The following is a 20057-nucleotide window of genomic DNA, read 5'->3' on the forward strand; positions in this document are numbered from 1 at the left end:
CGTCTCATTCCTTTCTGCGCAGAACGGTTCTGAAGTGTCCGGCAAGCCAGCGCAGCATCATGACACCGACGAGCAGGATGCCCCACACGGCCGTCGCCAGATGCTGGTTGGCGCCGAGAAGATTGAGCCCGGACGAAAAGAGCTGGAGTACCACAAGCGCCGCGAAGACCGGGATCACGCGGCCGAAGCCGCCGAAGGGATTTACCCCGCCAAGGAAGCAGGCAAGCACGGTAATGAGCAGGTAGGATTCGCCATGGCCGACGCGCACCGAGTTGAAGCGTGCCAGCATGATGATGCCGGCGACGGCACACATCGCGCCCGACAGCGTATAGACGAAGACGATGACCTTGCGTGTGTTGACGCCGGAATAGCGCGCCGCCTCGATGTTGGAGCCGATCATATAGGTGTTGAAGCCAAGCCTCGTGCGCGAAAGCAGCACATGCCAGAGTGCGACGCACAGGATGAAGATGAGGAGTGGCAGCGGAATCCCCATCACAGAACCATGGCCGAACGGCCGCAGGAAGGCCGGAAAGCCCGACACGTCCCCGCCGCGGGTCAGGAACTCGCCAAGCCCGCGCAGGAAGATCATCATCGACAGCGAGACAAGGATGGGATGAGCCTTCGTATAGGCAATGACAAGACCCATGACGACGCCACTTGCCGCACCTGCGGCAAGCGCAAGCGCCACCCCGAGCAGGAAGGATCCTGGTCCCGCGTCGACGCCACCGTTGGCCTGCAGCGTCCAAGCCACGGTGAGGCCTGCGATGTTGGCGGTGAAGGTGATTGCGAGGTTGAGCCCTCCCGTCAGGATCGGCAGCAGCATGGCAAGAGTAAGAAGGCCGAGCTCCGGAAGCTGGAAAGCAACAGAACCGAAGGTGGCCCGCGACAGGAACTGTGGCGAAGCGAGGCCGAAGACCACGACCACCAAGACGAAGGCGACGACCGAGCCCGCGATTTCCGATCCCAGGAGGTGGCGAGTCTGCCGGACCAGCGTCGTCATCTGCGCCTCCGCTCGTTCTTGACAATAGGCAGCAGCTTCTCGATGCGGGAATTCGAGAGCGTGATCGCGACGAGAATGATGGCGCCGATAATCATCTTGAACGCAAAGGGGGAAACGCCCATCAGGTTGAGGCCGTTCTGGGTGATCGAGATCAGCAGCACGCCGAGCACGCAGCCAAGCACCGAGCCCTTGCCCCCACCGAGGCGGGCGCCGCCGAGCACGGCCGCGGCAAGCACGTCCAGTTCGCGGCCATAGAGCGCATTTGGGACGACTTCCTGGGCATAGTGTGCCTGGATCAATCCTCCGATACCGGCCATGAGTCCCAACCAGCCGAAGGCGATGAACTGCATGGCGCCGATCGAGATTCCGAAGCGGCGGGCACCCTCGGGGTTGTCGCCGAAGGCATAAAGCTGGCGCCCGGTCGTGGTGTGGCGGATCAGGAACCAGGTTGCCGCAACGCAGATCGCCATGACAAGGACCGGCAGGCGGATTTCGGCCCAGCTGCCGTCAGCCATCTCCCGTTCGTAGAGGATGATCCGCTCCGTCCACCAGTCGGGCAGCGTGTAGATCGATACGCCGCGGGTGAAGAACATCAAAAGTCCGAAGTAAATATTGAAGGTGGCGATCGTAACGACGATCGAGATGATCTTGAACCGGTGGATCAGGAAAGCATTGAAGGCGCCGAGCAGGGTGCCGATGCCGCCGGCGATCAGCAGCCCGCTTGCCCAGCCTCCGCCGCCGACCTGGCCGAGGATGAGGGCGGTCACGTACTGCACGACCGAGGCGGCGACCGCAAATGAGATGTCTATGCCCCCCGCGATTAAGACAACGAGCAGACCGACTGCGAAGATGATGTTGACGGAACTGATGTTCAAAAGATCGAAGGCATTGCCGAGCGTAAAGAAACGCGGCGTCGCGAAGGAAAGAAACGCGCCGATCAGAACGATGACGGCGAGCAGGCAGATCTCCGTCGCATGGGTGCGGAAGAGCCTACGCATAGACGGCGGCCTCCAAGTCCTCAAGCGACGTCGCGCGCGGATCGTATTCGCCGGCGATCTCCCCCTGTGCCATGTGGAGCACCCGGTCGGCGTTGAAGTAGACCTCGGGCACCTCGTCGGAGATGAGGATGATGGAAAGCCCGCTTTGCGCAAGCCGTGCGACGATGTCGAAAATTCCGGCGCGCGCGCCGACGTCGACGCCGACCGTAGGTGCGTCGAGGATCAGCAGCTTAGGGTCGGTCGCCAACCATTTTGCGATGGCGATACGCTGCTGATTGCCGCCCGAGAGAGTCGAAATGGCATCCTCCTGCAGCCCAATCCTTATTCCGAGATCGGCAATCCAGCGTGCCGCAAGACCGTGCTTCTTAGGCTCCGAAATGAACCCGTGGGACAGAATCTTGCGCAGGGAGGAAATCACCAGGTTGTCGGCAATCGACTGCGGTTGGATGAGTCCGAGGGACAGGCGGTCCTCGGAGAGATAGGCAATGCCGGTTGCGATCGCGTCCCGATTGGACGAAAAGCGCACGAGCTCGCCATCAAGCCTTATGGTGCCGCGATCGGGACGGCGCATACCGAAGAGCGTCAGTGCCAGTTCCGTGCGGCCGGCGCCCAGCAGGCCAGTGATACCGAGCGTCTCGCCGCGGCGGACGGAGAAGGAGATGTTGCGAAACTCACCGCGCCGTGTCAGCCCCTCAACCGTAATGACGGGCGCGGCCCCATCATGCGATTGGGCGCGCACGCCGTGGTCGAAAATCTTGCCGGTCATAAGTTCGGTGATGCGCGACTGCGTCATGCCTTCGGCCGGATAGACGCCGACGAGCATGCCGTCGCGCAGCACGGTGATACGGTCCGATATTTCCAGCACCTCGGCCAATCGGTGGCTGACGAAGACGACGGCTACGCCCGAGGCGGAAAGATTACGGACGATCTCAAGCAGATGGTCGGTTTCTGACTGCGTCAGCGAAGCCGTCGGCTCGTCCATGAAGACGACCTTTGCCTCGCCGACCAAGGCTCGGGCGATCGCCACGATCTGCCGCTGGGCGACAGCGTATTCGCGCAGCGGCAGATCGACGTCGAGCGTAACGCCGAGGCGCGCCAACACGCGTTCGGCGGTCTCGCGCATGGCCCTGTGGTTGACGCGGCGCGGGCGATGGCCGAGCACGGTCTGGAAAGCGATGTTTTCTGCCACCGACATTTCCGGGAAGAGTGCGAGATCCTGCCAGATCACCTGTATGCCGGAGGCTTGGGCCGTGACCGGCGACATATGCGTATAGGGCTGGCCGTCATACTCGATTGCTGCACCGGCCTGCGGCCGATAGACCCCGGTGATGACCTTGATGAGGGTACTCTTGCCGGAGCCGTTTTCGCCGGCAAGGCAATGCACCTCGCCCGGTCGCACCTCGAAGGAGACGTCGCGGAGCGCGCGCACACCGCCGAAGGTCATGTTGATGTTCTTCATCGACAACAGAGGTCGTTGGACGTCTGCGCCAGTTGGAGATTCCATGTCGCGCCTGCCGTTGTGGTCCGCCGGTGCTCGCAGTCCACCGAGCCAGCCGAAGCCAGCCCGGCGGTCTGGGAGGTGCCTTCGAAAGGTTTAGAGGCCCATGGCCGCGAGTTCGTCGACCGTATCCTTGTTGATGGTCACGAGCTGGTCGACGATAATATCATTTCCCGTCGGGTTGATCTTCCCAAGGCCCTCGATCTCGTCACCCGCCTTGATCTTCTCGCCCTTCATGAGCTTGTCGGCGAGTGTCACGAAGACTTCGCCGGCCTGTTTCGGATTCCACATGAAGCCGCCGGAAATCGCGTCGGATTTAATGAGTTTCTGGCCCTGGCCCGGCGAGAATGGCCCCAGTACGAAGATCTCGCCAACCTTGCGGCGCTCTTCCACGGCACGGCCGGCGCCGATCGGGCCCTGGCTGCCGAAGGCGAGGAAGCCCTTGAGGTCGGGATTGGCTGAAATCAGGTCGAGCGCAGTTGACCGGCTCTTGTCCGCATCTTCAGCAACGCCGTAGCGCTCGCCGACCACTTCCATCTCCGGATATTTCTCTTTGAGATAGGCAATCGCCGCATCGGCCCAGGCATTGTGCAGCGGCACGGTGAGCGAGCCGACGAAAACCGCATATTTGCCCTTGCCGCCCATCTTCTTTGCAAGAAGCTCGGCATGCGCTTCGCCGAATCCGTTGGCCGAGGCGAGTTCGAAATTCCAATCCGCGCCCTTTTGACCGGGTGATTCATGCGTGATGACAATAATGCCGTTTTCCTTGGCCTTGCTGAGAACCGGCTCCAGGACTTTCGCATCGTTGGGCACGACGCCGATCACCTTGACGCCCTGGGCGATGAGATCCTCGATGGCGCGCACCTGCAGCGCCGGGTCGGCACTTGTCGGGCCAATCATGAAGGCATCGATACCGAGCGCGGCACCCTTCTCCTTGATGCCGGCTTCCATCGCGTTGAACCACGGGATGCCGCCGATCTTGACGACGACACCGACCTTTCCGGCCTCCTGCCCAAGGGCGCCGAAAGCGGCTGCGAGCGACAGCGAGGCCGCGAATGCGGCAACAAGCAATTTCCTCATCTTGTTCCTCCTCCATCGTTTCGAGATGGGCACAGGGGCCTGCTGAAGACCGCCGGCCTCCCGTTGCAAGTAACTGGCGGAGAATGTGAATTCCCGCCTCCCTTCGAAACCGCCTCCTCAAGCGGCACCACGTTGCACAATCGATATTTCTCTTTTGCACAATCGATAGTGCAAAGACTATCGGTCAGAGTTATACTTTCGTCAAGCGGAAACGCCTTTCGCCGCTTCGAAATCGGCACTAAGGAAATCCGAGGGTTTTGAATGAAGAACGGCATGAGGAAGAAGGCGACGATTTACGATCTGTCGGTGCTGTCGGGCAGCTCGCCCTCGACAGTCAGTGCCGTGCTGAATGGCACCTGGCGCAAACGGCGCATCAAGGAAGCGACCGCCGCACTGATCCGCGAGCTTGCAGAGAAGTACCAGTACACTGCAAACCGTCAGGCCCAGGGGCTACGCAGTTCCCGGTCCGGCCTGGTCGGTCTGCTTTTGCCGGTCCACGACAACCGCTACTTCTCTTCTATGGCCCAAACTTTTGAGGCGCACGTGCGCAGCAAGGGCCAGTGCCCGATCGTCGTCAGCGCCAGCCGCGATCCCCAGGAAGAGCGCGAAACGGCAGCGACGCTCATTTCCTATTCGATTGACGAGCTCTTCATCTGCGGTGCGACCGATCCAGACGGCGTACACGAGGTCTGCGAGAAGGCAGGGCTGAAGCATATCAACATCGACCTTCCAGGCAGCAAGGTTCCCTCCGTCATCAGCGACAACTACGAGGGCGGGCGGATGCTGACAGAAGCGATCATCCGCCAATTTCCGGCAGATAAGCCCCTTGCACCCGAAGAGCTCTACCTCTTCGGCGGCCGCAACGACCATGCGAGCCACGAGCGCATCCGAGGCTTTCGCGCCGTCAAACGCGAGCTGCTCGCAGGCGACCCCGACATTTGCATTCAAACGACGGGCTACTCGCCAAACAACACGCGCCTCGCCTTCGAAGCCTTCTACGAGCGGGAAGGGCGGCTGCCGCGCGCTCTCTTCGTGAATTCGTCCATCAACTTCGAAGGTTTCCTCCGTTTCATGGCGGGTCATCCACACGAGACCTTCTCCGACATGGTGGTCGGCTGCTACGACTACGATCCCTTCGCCTCTTTCCTGCCCTTTCCCGTGATCATGATAAGGCAGGATATCGAGAGCATGCTGGCAAAGGCGTTCGAGGTCATGAAAGAGCCGCGTCCCGCGCCAACCGTTCACATGATCCGGCCGGAACTCGTCAAACCCCGCACGGCGCTGGCCGGCCCTCTCGACGCATTGAAGGACATCGACTGAACGGTCTTGGGCTCTGGCGCGCCTGATAGCACGGCAGCGCTCCATCTGAAATTTCTGCGACTTCTCGCGATACGCCACCGACAAACAGACGTTGCGGGAGGGCAACCTTTGGGTGGCGTGCTCCTCTCATCGATCCTTCCGACCTTTACGGCCACTCTGCCGGCCTGGCGGGCGTGGTAGGCAAACATCGTATGGCACTAGAATGCAGCGGGGCGACTCCACGCCAACCAGCACAAAATGTGTGGCCTGAGACCCCGTCGCAAGCGCTACGTGAATGCGACCAGTAATAGGAACGCTGCTCCGGCCGCTATCATGCCCACACCCAGCCAGTTCCTCGTCAATCCTAGAAATCGAACCCCTTGGCTCCTGGGTTCCAATGTCCGCCCGCTAAGGGATGATTGGTGAGGGTCGCTGAGAGGCCGTCGGCCAAGAGCCTCCCGACACAGGAGGAGTATGCCGCATATGATGAGAATGGCGCCAATCGAGATTATCCACACGGTCTCCTCCTCTTGATCTCGCCTCATAAAGTACCAAACTTCCGTGGGGCATAACTGTTCCTCTTTGCGCTTGCGAGTATCATTCACCTGCCGCCGCTCGAAGCCGACAAAGTCAGCTGGTGGCAGTCGGCGATTGGCCCACGTCGTGTTGCTTGGCTTGATCAGGAGAATGTCCGGGCTGCCCTCTCGCATGCAAGCTGACGACAAAGCTTGCCCAACCTAACCTGGAAAGGCACTTCGTGAGTTTCAGACCACCACGATCGTTCTCGGATCGGCCGAATTCCGCATTCAGCCCCTTGGAATACGAACTTGCCTCGGAGCGGGCCGATGCACTTGGTCGCCAGGGCCGTAAAGTCGAGGCAGCGCTTGCAAAGCTTGCCGCCTCGACAAAGAGCGATAGTCGCACAGCTGATCGAGAAGACCTCCTGAATGACGCCTCGGAGGCTGTCTGGGCATTGTTCATTCAGCGGGAGATCTGCGGACTGAGCAACAACTGGGACCTCGTCACACAATATGGTATTCCCGGCGAAGTGCTCGCGAGGGTTGGGGCCATACGGCGATGACCTCATCAGGCCCGCCCCTATCCGAGAGCAAAAGACGTGTTTCGTTCAAGGCGAACCGGTCCGTCGCCAGGAAAGCACTGACAACGTCGTGAGACAAAGCGCTACAAACACAAACACTGAATTTGCCGCGTGAGAATACTCCCATTGCTATCTGAGCGTTGCCCAATTTTCGGGAGGTGTTTTCCAGTTGTTCGTGGCCTGATTGGCAGCAAACGTCCAAAGAAAGAATATCGCAAACACCAGGGTAAAACAGAGTGCGGCAGCTACGGAAAGCCTAATGGCCATTTCTGCGAGCGAACAATGACAGCGAGCAGAGCATTGATCGCCACCGCCGCAACCCAGAGCAAACCCAGAATAGCCCAGCCATCGTAGATGGCTTGGACGGTGAAATATTCGGATTGCGGCAGCGCGATCTTGTTGGGTAGGGCGGCAAGATGCGCGCCCGAGGGGATAAGCGCGAGCGCCGAAATGACGATGGCGAGAAACTGAGCGGCCCTAATTGTCGTGAGAATGCCTCTTTCCGTCAAAAACCGGCTCCGCAATGAGAAGTTCCGGGCAAAAGCGACCTGGGGGCATTGCATCAGTGGCGGCAGAACCGGCCAAATGTGGCTCTGTCGCAGAACTGAACCGTGGGAATTTCGCCGGTCAGATTGAAATCCCTGTCAGACAAGCGCGAAGACGTACCATGAACCGCGCAGAGCCCGGGTCAATGAGATCATGCAATGGCAGTACTCGCCCTATACCGGAGCTTCAGCTGACGTCGCCAAGCGGCTGCCGCCGCGATGTATCGCTACGGCCTCCATTAAACGTTGCGTGCCGCGAGGATCCAGTCTGCCGCAGCAGAAATATCGTCGACCGTCACGGTTGGCGAAGGCTTGTATCGTGTGTCGTCGCCGCGACGATACTTGCCTGTGCGCACGAGCACCGCTTTGGAAAGCCCAGCCTGCAAGGCACCTGCGACGTCCGTTTCCGCGTCGTCGCCCACCATGACGGCCTTTGTCTTCGGGCAATTCATGCTGGCGAGCGCGCACAGGAAGAATTCGGGCGCCGGCTTTCCCAGGATAATGGCACGCCTCTGACTTGCGAACTCCAGTGCCGCGATGAAGGCGCCCGCGTCGAGACTGAGTTTGCCGTCAACATCCTGGAAAGCCCGGTTTGGCGCGAGCCCCAGGAATTCCGCGCCTGTGACCAGCTCGCGAAATGCGGCATTCAAGGTTTGGTAATCGAAAGCATCGCCGGCGTCGCCGACAACAAGAGCCTTGTGGGGCCTTCCTGCCAGGCCGTGGAAATCCAGCGCAAGATCGGGATGCACCAACAGATATGGCGATCGATCGTGCTTATCGAGCCACTCGCGAGCGGCTTGCGCCGGGGTGAAGAGCTCATCGCTTGTGGCGTAAAGTCCAAGTTCTGCAAGTCGCTTCAAGAGCGCCTGCTTATTCGAGCGTGTCGTATTGCTCACGAACCGGATGAGTAGGCCGGCTTCGCGCAAGCGCGCAACAGCATCGGTGGCGCCCGGTATGACTTCCTCGCCGTCATAGATAACGCCAGCGAGATCCAGAAGTACTCCGCTGATCATGGACCCAGAATGAACGCCGAAGCATCTGGCGTCAAATTAAGGAATTTCGCCGCTAATCTCATCGCGAATCCGCGGGCTGCAGGGAAGTCACTGGTCTTTTCACTCAACCGCCTGACTTTCGCGGCCGAATCCGCGTCCGCCCGATGGCCGTCGGTGATATTTGCAGCGAGGGAAAATCCACAGAATGGCGAGGATCGCCGTTTTTGAAGGCGCAGCGCGCAATGCTGCCCATTTTCACGCACGCCTGCATCAACCGCTATATCGCGCTCATCAGCCGCATTGGTTTTCGAAGAGCACGAGCTCTCCGGCAGCATATTGTAATCGCTCCGTCATGCTGCAGGAGAAGATGGAGGTACTGTGGCTTCAAAATCCCGTCATATCGGCATGAAATACATTGCAATGCGTGGCATGATGCCGGGCACATCGGAGAGAGATATGAATACGCCAAAGGATGATCTCGATAAACCAGACTGGCTGGAAGCCGAATTGGCCGATACGCTCGACGAAGACTACGAACTCGAGCTCTCCGAACCGGCGCTGTCGGAAGAAATCCGCAAGATCTATCGCACATCGCATCCGCCCCCGATGCCGCGTGTCGATTACTTCCGCGCGCTTCTGGCGCTGCAGGCCGAGCTGATCAAATTGCAGGACTGGGTCTCCTATCATAGGGAGAAGGTCGTCGTGATCTTCGAGGGACGCGACTCGGCCGGCAAGGGCGGCGTGATCAAGCGCATCACGCAAAGGCTCAACCCTCGCGTTGTGAGAGTGGTGGCGCTGCCGGCTCCTTCGGACCGAGAGAAAACCCAATGGTATTTCCAGCGTTACGTGCCACATCTGCCGGCCGGTGGAGAGATCGTGCTCTTCGACAGATCCTGGTATAACCGGTCCGGCGTTGAGCGCGTCATGGGTTTTGCGACCGAAGACCAGGTGGAACAATTCTTCAACGATGTGCCCGAGTTCGAGCGCATGCTGGTGCGCTCCGGCATCCGGCTGATCAAATACTGGTTCTCGATCACTGACGAGGAACAGCAGATGCGTTTTTTGATGCGCATCCACGATCCGCTGAAGCAGTGGAAGCTGTCGCCGATGGACTTGCAATCGCGTGTGCGCTGGGAAGCTTATACCAAGGCAAAGGAAGAGACCTTCGCCCGCACGAATATCGCTGAGGCGCCCTGGTACATCGTCGAGGGCAACGACAAGAAGCGGGCCCGCCTCAACTGCATCGACCACCTGCTTACGCAGGTTCCCTACGAAGACGTGCCACATGAGGACATCACGCTCCCAGAGCGCGTGTTTAACCCCGACTACGAACGCAAGGTCCTCCCGCCGGAGCTCTACGTGCCGCCGAAATACTGAGGCCAGCCCAAAGGCATCAAAGACACTGTGCGGATCGCGCAGCCGTCCTGGCCGCTGGCTCGTCTACTGGTCCTGCAAGGGGCACGTGACGCTGTGGAAAAAGGCTTCCGTCTGCGTAGAGAGGACGGGTATCGTGTCGCCTGCTGCACAATCGGCACGAACACGGCAGCGTTGTCGTCGTCGCCAGGGGTCATCACGTACATCCGGGCACAATTTGCCTACTGCTGCTTCGGAAGATCCGGCGGGATTATGGGGGTGTTGCCAATAGGCGGCGCAGGCTTGACAAGATCTGCGTCGCCGATGGACGGCGGTACTAGCACGCCGTTGCAATCAGACAGTTTCGAGGTATCCGACCTATTCGTAAATCCTGAATTTGAATTGCCGTTCTCAAGGGGGCGCGCCCGGTTTTGCTGCTGATCAGGCGCCTGGCAGCGATCCGACTGACCGGCGATGGGTTGGGCAAGCGCCAATCCGCACAGAAGTCCGACGGCACATGCGCCGATGCGCTTCGTGCAATTGACGACATTTTCTTGAATGGAGAGCATGAACCCTCCTTCATTCGTTTGTCGTGGAAACACTTTGGAATATCGAATGTTCCAGTTGTATCCGCGCGGCGGTCAATCGACGGGAAACGCCCGATTTTGCGGCCGATGCTTTTGTCCCTGCCAGCATCGAAGCGCATGCTGGTTGACGGTCGAAGCAGCGCCGCCAGTTTGTCAGCTCGGCTCGACCTGCTGGATGCGGCTTCGGGATCGTTGCCAAAGCCGTTCGGTGACATACGGCATAAGATAGGGTGTGGCGCGATCGAAGCCGTAGACCCAGTCGGGGAAATGGCCACGTCCTGGATATAGGCTCCCATCAACGTCGAGCGAGAGACAGATTCACTATTCGATTGACACCATAAGAGCCGCCGTTCAGGTTCGGCACCGATGAAAGCGAGCGCTACCTACACCTATTGAAAACCCTGAGAAGGCCAAGACATGACCATCACTCTTTCCGGCAAGACCGTTCTGATCACAGCGGCAGCGCAAGGCATCGGCCGTGCCAGTGCAGTCGCCTTTCAGCAGGCCGGGGCCAAGGTTCACGCGACGGATATCAATACGAATGCGCTGGCAACGCTGGCCGCCGACACCGGGGTGTCGACGCACCAGTTGAACGTGCTCGACGAGGTGGCCGTGAAGGCATTGGTCGCTGAAATCGGCGTCGTCGACGTGCTCTTCAATTGCGCCGGCTTCGTGCATGCCGGATCCATTTTGGAAATGCAGGATGCCGACCTGGAATTCGCTTTCGACCTCAATGTCAAGGCGATGATCCGCACGATACGCGCCGTGCTTCCCGGCATGCTGGAGCGGAAGGACGGGTCGATCATCAACATGGCTTCGGTTGCCTCCAGCATCAAGGGTGTGCCGAACCGCTTTGCCTATGGCGTCACAAAAGCGGCGGTGATTGGCCTTACGAAATCGGTTGCCGCCGACTACGTGGCCGAAGGCGTCCGCTGCAATGCCATTTGCCCCGGCACGGTCGAAAGCCCCTCGCTGCAGGACCGCATGCGCGCGCAGGGCGACTATGATGCGGCACGCGCTGCTTTCATTTCTCGCCAGCCGATGGGCCGTCTCGGCACGCCGGAAGAGGTTGCCGACCTTGCCGTCTATCTTGCCGGTGCTACCTATACCAGCGGACAGGCCTACGCGATCGACGGCGGCTGGACGATCTGACCGCCCGGCCAGTTCGGGAGGAACCCATGACAGGCATTACCGGCCTTCGTGTCTTTGATCTTCGCTTTCCCACTTCGCAAAGCCTCGACGGCTCCGATGCGATGAATCCGGACCCGGACTATTCGGCCGCCTACGTTGTTCTGAATACGGACGAGCCGGGGCTTTCAGGCCACGGGCTCACCTTCACGATCGGCCGCGGCAACGACATCTGCTGCCTGGCAATAAAGGCGATGGAGCATTTGATTGTCGGCGCAGATCTTAGCAAGGTTCTTGCCAATCCAGGTGGATTCTGGCGGCATCTGACAGGCGACAGCCAGCTTCGCTGGATTGGTCCGGACAAGGGCGCCATCCATTTGGCGACGGGGGCCGTGGTCAACGCCGTCTGGGATCTCCTCGCGAAGCAGGCGGGAAAACCTGTGTGGCGGCTGGTGGCGGAGATGGGGGCGGAGGAAATCGCAGACATCGTCGACTACCGCTACCTCACCGACGTGCTGACGCGCGACGAGGCGGTCACGATCCTGAAACGTGCCGAGGCGGGGAAGGCCGAGCGGATCGCAACGCTCGAGAAAGAAGGTTACGCCTGCTACACGACCTCTGCCGGCTGGCTCGGATATGAGGATGCAAAGCTGCGCCGTCTCTGCCAGGAAGCGATAGACGCAGGTTTCAACCATGTAAAGATGAAGGTCGGCCGCGATCTCCAGGATGATATCCGCCGTCTGCGTATCGCCCGCGAGGTGATTGGCCCGGATCGTTACCTGATGATCGATGCCAATCAGGTCTGGGAGGTCAAGCAGGCGATCGACTGGGTGAAGGAGCTAGCCTTCGCCAAGCCCTACTTCATCGAGGAGCCGACAAGTCCCGACGACGTGGCCGGACACCGGAAAATTCGTGAGGCAATCCGACCGGTCAAGGTTGCAACCGGCGAGATGTGCCAAAACCGGATCATGTTCAAGCAATTCATCGCCGAAGGCGCGATCGACATCGTGCAGATCGATGCCTGCCGCATGGGCGGCCTGAACGAGGTGCTGGCCGTGCTGCTGATCGCCGCAAAATACCGTCTGCCGGTCTGGCCGCATGCGGGCGGCGTCGGCCTTTGCGAATATGTGCAACATCTGTCAATGATCGACTATGTTGCCGTGTCCGGTAGCAAGGACGGCCGCGTGATCGAATATGTCGATCATTTGCACGAACACTTCCTCGACCCGTGCGTGATCAGGGACGCGGCCTATATGCCGCCGTCAAAGCCTGGTTTTTCAATTGAAATGAAGGCGCAGTCGATCACCGACTACACCTTCAAGGGCTGATATTTCAGGCAGCGCGCTGCTCTGTGCTCTGAATGGCGGCGAGCTTCCAGTCGCTGCCGGTCCTGCGTACAAAGGTCCAGATTTCAGTGCTTTCGCCGGGGTGGCGATCGTCACCGGAAACGACGCGGCCGCTGTCACGATCGACCATCGCGTCGATCGACGAATAGCGCATTGCAAGCGTTGCGTAATCCTGACCGTCCTCGCGCCAGGCTTCGGCAATGTCACCCTGCAGCAGCTTGACGTCAGAGACGCGGTTGCGCACGCCATTGGTGGCATTTTCGCCGAGTTCTTCGGCGAGATAGGACATGGCTTCGGGCGTTGTGAGCTTGCGCAGCGTATTATAGTCCTCGGCGCCGTAGGCGGTCTGCACCTTGGTCAGCAACTCCTCGAACTGATCCAGATCGGCCTGCGCCAATCCGATTTCGTCACTTGGTCTGTCGTTGCGCTGCTGCTGTTGCTGTTGGTAGCCCGCAGCACCTGAGCCGATCGCCGGAATGCTAAACGACGAATTGCTGTTAGACGACATGTTGCTGTAGGACGAGGCACTCCGGCTGCCTGCCGCACCGTAGGACGGCTGGCGTCGATTGGCAAAGAAGCGCATGGCAAGCATGACTGCGCCGAAGATCAGGGCAATCTGCAGCAGCATGCCGAGGAACCCGAAGCCGCCGCCGAAACCGTGGCCGAGCAGCATGCCGAGCAGGCCGCCGGCGATCAGGCCGCCAATCATCGAACGGCCAAAGCCGCCGAAAAGACCGCCGGAACGTTGAGCGTTGACCGGCTGTTGGGCGGTCGCGGGCGTCTGTGGGCGCGGCGTCATCGAACGTTCCATCGGCGCGGCCGGAGCAGGCGCGGTTCGTGTGACCGGCGGCGCCTGGAAGGTGCGCGTTCCGCGGCTGCCGAACCCGCCAAAACCTCCGGCGCGGCGCGCCTCGGCATCGCTATAGGCAGCAAAAACGGTAGCGCTCGTCAGAACGGCGATCGCCGCAATCTTGGCAAAACGCGAAACGGCACTCTGCATCATATCTCCTGTCATGCAACAACCATGGCATGTTTGCGAGCTAATATAGGTGTTCTCCTGGCAATTTGAAGTTCGCCGACCCGACTTATTGGCAGACATCGACCCATTTGGCGCTGGTGAGTTCGGCAAGCCGCTCCGTCGCGATACGGACCGCCGAATGCGTGGAACCGGCGGCGGGCACGACTTCGTCGAAACGCCTCAATGAAACATCGCAGTAGACTGGAATTGGGGCGGGCAATCCAAAGGGGCAGACGCCGCCCACCGGATGGCTGGTAGCTTCCAGGACTTCTTGCGGTCCCAGCATGCGGCCCTTGCCGCCGAATGCATCCTTGAATTTCCGGTTGTCGAGACGAGCCGTGCCGCTTGCGACAACGAGCATCGTCTCATCCCCGACCCTGAGGCAGATCGTTTTGGCGATCTGCCCCGGCTCGACCCGGTGCGCTTCGGCCGCAAGCGCGACCGTCGAAGAGCTTTCGGCGGTTTCGATGATTTCAATCTCAGGTGCATTTGCGCTGAAGAATGCGCGGACGGACTCAAAGCTCATGGGCGGATCCAGGACCACAATGATCGGGATTTAAATGAGCTTGGAAAGTATCTGATGCTCGAGGAATTTCAATCGCGTTTCGAACCTGGATGCACTTGCGATCCGGCCCGTTTTCTGACCTTCTTTGTCGCGCCTAGAGACGTTTAAGGGAGGAGAGCGATGCGGCGCGTTGATTGCCATATGCATTTCTGGACGCTGGCGATGGAGCCTTACTATTCGCTCTGGATGTCGCCGGATGACAAGGTGCTCTATCGTGACTATGGGCCACGCGATGCCGTTCCGATGATGGAGAAGAACAATGTCGAGAGCGTCGTTGTCGTTTCGGCTGCGTCTTCTGCTCATGAAACCGGCTATCTTCTCGGCCTTGCCGACGGGCGGGATTTCATCAAGGGCGTTGTTGCCTGGCTTGATCTTCTCGCGCCGACGGCGGCCGACGACCTGGGCGGCTGGGCACGCTTTGCGAAGCTGAAGAGCATCCGTCCCTATCTTCAGGATCTGCCTGAAGAGGATTGGATCCTGAAGAAAGAACTCGATCCTGCTTTGCGCGCCATGCTCGACCACGGATTGCGGTTTGACGCATTGATCAAGCCTCGGCATATCCTCAACACGGTGAGGTTCATCGAGCGCTATCCCGATCTGCCGGTGATCATCGACCACATGGCCAAGCCCGAAATCGGAAGAGGCAATTTTGAACCCTGGCGGCGCGACATGGAACACTTCCGTGATCTCGACCATGTCCATTGCAAGATTTCCGGTATTCTCACCGAGGACGGGCCGGATTGGACACCGGAGCGGCTTCAACCCTATCTCGAGGCGGTATTCGACATTTTCGGACCCGATCGCCTCGTCTTCGGCAGCGACTGGCCGGTCGTCAATCTCGTCGCGGATTACAGCCGCTGGATCGCGACGCTCGACCACGCCATGCAGAGCCTGCCTGCTGCCGATCAGCAAAAGATCTGGGCATCAAACGGCGAGCGATTTTACGGGCTTTGACACGGCCGACATGAAGCGTATCGCGCAGCGCTATTGCCCCCGGTTTTCTATTGCCAACCGGCGCCATTTCTGGTCGTGATCGGGATTGCTTCCCGCGCGCGATTTTCGCCGGCGCGCATGCTACTTACCGGTATCGCCATCGGCGCCTTCCGATGGCCGTCGTAACGATTGTCCTCGCGCAAGGCGACATGCGCGGCTACATCCTTCTCACGATGGCTTTCGGGACCGATAAGCCGGGCAGGGCCGTTCGAGGCATGGACAAAGTGACGGTATTGGCCGGTCTGGCAGCGCCGCTAGCCCTCCGGAGCCGATGGTTGACCATCCTGCCGCTCGGTGGTTCGGCCGCGCGCGCCTTCGGCCTGTCGGCCAGGGTGAGCCGTCTGGTGCTAGCAACTAAGCGTCAAGCGAACGGCGTGCTGGAGTCGCTACCCATGCGCATCACTGTTTGTGGAAAAGTAAAAGCGGAGCGGCTCTCGCCGATCCGCTTAAAAGGGCAATTGCGTCGCCTCTTTAGGCTAGAGATGTGGCCACACTTCCAGGACGCCGCGATGAATCATGTCGAGGGAGACATAAAGGATGATGAGCAGGCCGACATAGGCGATCCAGCGATGGCGGTTGAGCAGGCGGGCGATGATGTTCGCCGCGACACCCATCATGGCGATCGAAAGCGCAAGGCCCAGGATAAGCACGGTCGGGTGGTCGCGTGCAGCACCGGCAACGGCCAGCACGTTGTCGAGCGACATCGACACGTCGGCGACGACGATCTGGGTTGCAGCCTGCATGAAGGTCTTCTTAGGTCCGGTGGACGCCTCGCCTTCCAGACCGATCTCCCCGCCGTTTGCGTGCTGGGAACGAAGCTCGCGCCACATCTTCCAGCAGACCCAGAGCAGGAGCAGGCCACCGGCAAGCAGCAGGCCGACGATGCTCAAGAGCTGAACTGTCACGGATGCAAATAGAATGCGCAGAATGGTGGCGGCAAGAATGCCGACCAGAATGGCCTTCTTGCGCTGTGCGACCGGAAGCCCGGCTGCAGCAAGACCAATGACGACGGCATTGTCGCCGGCAAGAACAAGATCGATTGCGATGACCTGCAGGAGTGCAGTCAGGCCCGCAGCAGTAAAGATTTCCATGGAAACGTCCCCAGAATGCCTTCGAGAAGCGTGCTAGTGTCCCCGGAACGCCACGTCAACCATGAATGACGCAAGGTCAAGAAAATGCGAAGCGGGGAAGCGCTCTGTCCCCAAGTTTTTAGGGGCGCGCCTACCAGCAAATTCAGTGCTTCAGCTTGATGATGATCTCCCGGTATTCGTCGGCAATGGCAATCGCTGCCTTTACAACGACCGGACTGATCGATTTGTGGTCAATCGCCAGCCGGCAGGTTTCGAACACGCCGCGCAGTTCGTTTTCGATATCCGAGAGATGTGGATATTTCTGCACCAGAAGATGAGGTAGAACCTTAGCCTTTTCCTTCATAGGTTTGGTTTCATTGGAAAACATCTGCGGATCCGCGATGACTTCCCGGATTGCATCTTCGAGACGCCATGTCGCACCAATCATGTCCGTGACTGACACCGTCATATCTTCTCCTGCCCACGCGCCATTCTTCCGATGGGTATTAAGACGCAATCCTTGTGCCAGATTGACCAAAGGCGCTGCGGGCACGGGACGGCGGTGTGGCAGGCTGCGTTCAGGGCCGGAATTTTGGCCTGACCTTTCTGTTTGTCATTGTTTCTTTTTCTTGGCCTCGTCGTCGACCAGCTCGTACCACATGGCGTTGAGGACGGCGAAGGCGGCCGCCAGCGGCAGCCCGAGCATCCATGCGAAATACCACATCGTCTTGTCTCCTTCAGTAGGCGTGTCCGCTTTTGTCGGTAACCGACTTTTCGTCGACTTTGCCCCACAGCACTTTGTAGACCCAGGCAGTATAAGCGGCGACGATCGGCAGAAAGATCAGCGAAACGACGAGCATGATGAAAAGCGTCATATGGCTTGAGGAAGCATCCCAGACCGTGAGGCTTGATCGCGGATCGAGCGAGGAGGGCAGAATGAAGGGAAACATCGAGACGCCGACCGTTGCGATGATGCCGAAGATCGAGAGCTTGCTGAAGAGCAGGGTCGAGACCTCGCGCCTCGCCCGCATTGCAGCAAACGAAAGTGCCGCACCCAGCAGGCCGAGTAGCGGAGCAATCAGCAGCCACGGATGGGTGTTGTAGTTCGCAAGCCACGAACCGTCGTGCTGCGCCGTTTTCAAGAGCGGATTTGACGGACCGGCCGGGCTGATGGTGCTGGTGATGCGATAGCCATCGATGCCGAGCGCCAGGAAGAGGCCGCCAAGGGCAAAGAGTACGATAACGCAAAGGGCAGCGATGCTTCCATAGTTTCTGGCGCGCTCGGCAACGGGACCGCTCGCCTTCAGCACCAGCCAGGATGCGCCGTGCAGGACGAGCATGGCGACCGAAAGCAGGCCGCAAAGCAGCGCATATGGATTGAGAAGGCCGAAGAACGAGCCTTCGTAAAAAATGCGCATGTCGTCGGCAAAACGGAAGGGCACCCCCTGCAGTACATTGCCGACGGCAACGCCGAAGATCAGCGACGGCACGAAGCCGCCGATGAACAGCGCCCAGTCCCAGTTGTTGCGCCAGCGCGCACTATCGCGCTTCGAACGGTACTTGAAGCCGACCGGGCGCAAGATGAGCGCAAGGAGGATCGCAAACATGGCGAGATAAAAGCCCGAGAAGGAAACGGCATAGAGCGGCGGCCACGCAGCGAAGATGGAGCCGCCCCCAAGGATCAGCCAGACCTGATTGCCTTCCCAGACCGGGCCGATCGTGTTGATTGCGATACGGCGTTCCGTGTCGGTCTTCGCGACGAAGGGCAACAGCGTACCGACACCCAGATCGAAGCCGTCCGTTGCCGCAAAGCCGATCAGCAATATGCCGAGCAGCAGCCACCAGATGAAGCGTAGGGTTTCGTAGTCGATGAGTTCATGAAGGATCATGGCGATCACTCCGCTGCTGGTACGAGGGTTTCGGAAACAAGTGCAGCGTCCGGCTCCTCATCCGGATCAGGCCCTTGCCGGATCGCTTTGATCATCAGGCTCATTTCGACGACGATGAGCGTCGTATAAAGTGCGGCAAAGCCGATGATGGTGAGGAGCACCGTGCTTGCCCCCAGGCTGGAAACTGCCATCGCCGTCGGCAGCACCCCTTCGATGACCCAGGGCTGGCGGCCGATCTCGGCGACGATCCAGCCCGCCTCGATGGCGATCCAAGGAAGGGGTATGGCGAAAACGGCGACCTTCAGGAGCAGCGGATATTTGTCGAGGTGGCGGCGGGCCGACAGCCAGAAAAAGACCGCCGTCAGCAGGATGAAGAACATGCCAAGCCCGACCATGATGCGGAACGACCAGAAAAGGGTCGGTACATGCGGGATCGTGTCGCGTGCAGCCTGGGCAATCTGTTCATCTGTTGCCTGGCGCGGATCATCGACATAGCGCTTCAATAAAAGCGCATAGCCGAGCTGGTGGCCTAGGTCGGCGAAGGAGCTACGAACCTCCTGCGCGATGCCGTTTGGTGTTGAAGCCGCGCGGATTTGCATCAGCGCATCGTAGGCCTTGATGCCTTCGCGGATACGGGTTTCGGCCTGCTGTTCAAGCTTGTCGATCCCTGGAATTTCGGTGGTCAGCGAGCGTGTCCCGATCAGCCCCATGACCCATGGAATATGGACGGCGAAATGCGTCTCACGCGATTGCTGGTCTGGAAAGCCGAAGGCCGTGAAGGCTGCAGGCGCCGGTTCGGTTTCCCACATAGCCTCGATTGCGGCGAGCTTCATCTTTTGGTTTTCCGTTGCCAGATAGCCGCTCTCGTCGCCGAGTACGACTACCGAGAGAGCCGAGGCAAGTCCGAAGGAGGCGGCAACCGTCATCGAGCGCTTGGCAAGCTCGATATGGCGGCCTTTCAGCAGGTACCAAGCTGAGACGCCAAGCACGAAGATCGAGGCACAGACGTAGCCGGCAGAAACCGTATGCACGAACTTCGCCTGCGCGACGGGATTGAAGACCACGTCGAAGAAGCTCGTAATCTCCATGCGCATGGTCTGCGGATTGAGCGCCGAGCCGACCGGGTTCTGCATCCAACCATTGGCGATCAGGATCCACAGTGCCGAGAAGTTGGAGCCGAGCGCCACGGCCCAGGTCGCAACCAGATGCCCCACTTTGGACAGCTTGTCCCAACCGAAGAAGAAGAGGCCGACGAAAGTCGCCTCCAAAAAGAAGGCCATCAGCCCTTCGATGGCCAGCGGCGCACCGAAGATGTCGCCGACATAATAGCTGTAGTAGCTCCAGTTCATACCGAACTGGAACTCCATGACGATGCCGGTCGCCACGCCCAGTACGAAGTTGATTCCGAAGAGCGTGCCCCAGAATTTCGTCATCTGCCGCCAGATCTGTCTGCCGGTCATCACATAGGTCGTTTCCATGATCGCGAGCAGCACCGACAGACCGAGCGTCAGCGGCACGAACAGGAAGTGATAAAGCGCCGTCAGGGCGAACTGGAAGCGCGATAGCGCGACGATATCTAGTTCCATTGTTTTTTCTT

General features: G+C 59.6%; 20 protein-coding genes. 6 read left to right on the top strand and 14 right to left on the bottom strand.

Going from position 1 to position 20057, the window contains the following annotated elements:
* Positions 1 to 4 precede the first annotated feature (4 nt).
* The 4 genes from BLP23_RS25970 to BLP23_RS25985 form a co-directional block, all read right to left on the bottom strand.
* Positions 5 to 1000, bottom strand: a complete 996-nt coding sequence (locus BLP23_RS25970; RefSeq protein WP_092587628.1) for an ABC transporter permease — start codon at positions 998 to 1000, stop codon at positions 5 to 7.
* Entirely contained in the window at positions 997 to 1998 is a 1002-nt protein-coding gene (locus BLP23_RS25975) for an ABC transporter permease (RefSeq protein WP_074071933.1), read from the bottom strand. The genes BLP23_RS25970 and BLP23_RS25975 overlap by 4 nt, the downstream gene beginning before the upstream one ends.
* Positions 1991 to 3502, bottom strand: coding sequence for a sugar ABC transporter ATP-binding protein (locus BLP23_RS25980; RefSeq protein WP_092587629.1), 1512 nt, complete (start codon positions 3500 to 3502; stop codon positions 1991 to 1993). Before BLP23_RS25980 ends, BLP23_RS25975 begins: the two co-directional genes overlap by 8 nt.
* A gap of 90 nt (positions 3503 to 3592) precedes the next feature.
* Positions 3593 to 4576, bottom strand: coding sequence for an autoinducer 2 ABC transporter substrate-binding protein (locus BLP23_RS25985; RefSeq protein ID WP_092587630.1), 984 nt, complete (start codon positions 4574 to 4576; stop codon positions 3593 to 3595).
* A gap of 261 nt (positions 4577 to 4837) precedes the next feature.
* Here BLP23_RS25985 and BLP23_RS25990 point away from each other — a divergent pair, with 261 nt between their 5' ends.
* Together BLP23_RS25990 and BLP23_RS26000 are read left to right on the top strand one after the other, a co-directional pair.
* Positions 4838 to 5896 carry a LacI family DNA-binding transcriptional regulator gene (locus tag BLP23_RS25990; protein WP_092587631.1) on the top strand — a complete coding sequence of 353 codons (1059 nt, stop codon included), beginning with the start codon at positions 4838 to 4840 and terminating at the stop codon, positions 5894 to 5896.
* A gap of 736 nt (positions 5897 to 6632) precedes the next feature.
* Positions 6633 to 6956: a DUF6665 family protein gene (locus tag BLP23_RS26000; RefSeq protein WP_092587632.1), complete on the top strand. Its 324-nt coding sequence runs from the start codon at positions 6633 to 6635 to the stop codon at positions 6954 to 6956.
* A gap of 263 nt (positions 6957 to 7219) precedes the next feature.
* Here BLP23_RS26000 and BLP23_RS34115 read toward each other — a convergent pair whose 3' ends face one another.
* The 3 genes from BLP23_RS34115 to BLP23_RS33350 all read right to left on the bottom strand — a co-directional run bounded on the left by BLP23_RS34115 (position 7220) and on the right by BLP23_RS33350 (position 8846).
* Complete coding sequence (locus tag BLP23_RS34115) at positions 7220 to 7483, bottom strand: hypothetical protein (RefSeq protein ID WP_208603204.1); 264 nt, start codon at positions 7481 to 7483, stop codon at positions 7220 to 7222.
* A gap of 275 nt (positions 7484 to 7758) precedes the next feature.
* Positions 7759 to 8532: a TIGR01458 family HAD-type hydrolase gene (locus BLP23_RS26010; RefSeq protein ID WP_092587633.1), complete on the bottom strand. Its 774-nt coding sequence runs from the start codon at positions 8530 to 8532 to the stop codon at positions 7759 to 7761.
* Entirely contained in the window at positions 8529 to 8846 is a 318-nt protein-coding gene (locus tag BLP23_RS33350) for a hypothetical protein (RefSeq protein WP_139187113.1), read from the bottom strand. Before BLP23_RS33350 ends, BLP23_RS26010 begins: the two co-directional genes overlap by 4 nt.
* Before the next feature lie 121 nt (positions 8847 to 8967).
* Between BLP23_RS33350 and ppk2 the strand changes: the two genes are divergently transcribed.
* The 3 genes from ppk2 to BLP23_RS26040 all read left to right on the top strand — a co-directional run bounded on the left by ppk2 (position 8968) and on the right by BLP23_RS26040 (position 12907).
* Positions 8968 to 9888 carry a polyphosphate kinase 2 gene (ppk2, locus tag BLP23_RS26020; protein ID WP_092587725.1) on the top strand — a complete coding sequence of 307 codons (921 nt, stop codon included), beginning with the start codon at positions 8968 to 8970 and terminating at the stop codon, positions 9886 to 9888.
* 980 nt (positions 9889 to 10868) lie between these two features.
* Positions 10869 to 11603, top strand: coding sequence for an SDR family oxidoreductase (locus BLP23_RS26035; RefSeq protein ID WP_092587637.1), 735 nt, complete (start codon positions 10869 to 10871; stop codon positions 11601 to 11603).
* Between the two features lie 26 nt (positions 11604 to 11629).
* The gene (locus BLP23_RS26040) at positions 11630 to 12907 is read left to right on the top strand and encodes an L-fuconate dehydratase (RefSeq protein ID WP_092587638.1); all 1278 of its coding nucleotides are present in this window, start codon (positions 11630 to 11632) and stop codon (positions 12905 to 12907) included.
* Between the two features lie 4 nt (positions 12908 to 12911).
* On the opposite strand, the gene BLP23_RS26045 is transcribed toward BLP23_RS26040, so the two are convergent.
* Together BLP23_RS26045 and BLP23_RS26050 are read right to left on the bottom strand one after the other, a co-directional pair.
* Positions 12912 to 13925, bottom strand: a complete 1014-nt coding sequence (locus BLP23_RS26045) for a Tim44 domain-containing protein (protein WP_092587639.1) — start codon at positions 13923 to 13925, stop codon at positions 12912 to 12914.
* Positions 13926 to 14010: 85 nt separating this feature from the next.
* Positions 14011 to 14469: a YbaK/EbsC family protein gene (locus BLP23_RS26050; protein ID WP_092587640.1), complete on the bottom strand. Its 459-nt coding sequence runs from the start codon at positions 14467 to 14469 to the stop codon at positions 14011 to 14013.
* A 159-nt stretch (positions 14470 to 14628) separates the two neighbouring features.
* Here BLP23_RS26050 and BLP23_RS26055 point away from each other — a divergent pair, with 159 nt between their 5' ends.
* Positions 14629 to 15462: an amidohydrolase family protein gene (locus BLP23_RS26055; RefSeq protein ID WP_092587641.1), complete on the top strand. Its 834-nt coding sequence runs from the start codon at positions 14629 to 14631 to the stop codon at positions 15460 to 15462.
* Between the two features lie 515 nt (positions 15463 to 15977).
* On the opposite strand, the gene BLP23_RS26060 is transcribed toward BLP23_RS26055, so the two are convergent.
* The 5 genes from BLP23_RS26060 to BLP23_RS26080 all read right to left on the bottom strand — a co-directional run bounded on the left by BLP23_RS26060 (position 15978) and on the right by BLP23_RS26080 (position 20046).
* Complete coding sequence (locus tag BLP23_RS26060) at positions 15978 to 16592, bottom strand: TerC family protein (protein ID WP_092587642.1); 615 nt, start codon at positions 16590 to 16592, stop codon at positions 15978 to 15980.
* Positions 16593 to 16734: 142 nt separating this feature from the next.
* Complete coding sequence (locus BLP23_RS26065; protein WP_092587643.1) at positions 16735 to 17040, bottom strand: hypothetical protein; 306 nt, start codon at positions 17038 to 17040, stop codon at positions 16735 to 16737.
* A gap of 144 nt (positions 17041 to 17184) precedes the next feature.
* Positions 17185 to 17295: a cytochrome bd-I oxidase subunit CydX gene (gene cydX / locus BLP23_RS26070; RefSeq protein WP_040115511.1), complete on the bottom strand. Its 111-nt coding sequence runs from the start codon at positions 17293 to 17295 to the stop codon at positions 17185 to 17187.
* A gap of 13 nt (positions 17296 to 17308) precedes the next feature.
* Positions 17309 to 18460 carry a cytochrome d ubiquinol oxidase subunit II gene (gene cydB / locus BLP23_RS26075; RefSeq protein ID WP_092587644.1) on the bottom strand — a complete coding sequence of 384 codons (1152 nt, stop codon included), beginning with the start codon at positions 18458 to 18460 and terminating at the stop codon, positions 17309 to 17311.
* Positions 18461 to 18465: 5 nt separating this feature from the next.
* Complete coding sequence (locus BLP23_RS26080; RefSeq protein WP_092587645.1) at positions 18466 to 20046, bottom strand: cytochrome ubiquinol oxidase subunit I; 1581 nt, start codon at positions 20044 to 20046, stop codon at positions 18466 to 18468.
* Between the last annotated feature and the right edge of the window lie 11 nt (positions 20047 to 20057).

Origin of the sequence: Rhizobium mongolense subsp. loessense (genome assembly GCF_900099775.1) — a bacterium.
GTDB classification, from domain to species: domain Bacteria; phylum Pseudomonadota; class Alphaproteobacteria; order Rhizobiales; family Rhizobiaceae; genus Rhizobium; species Rhizobium loessense.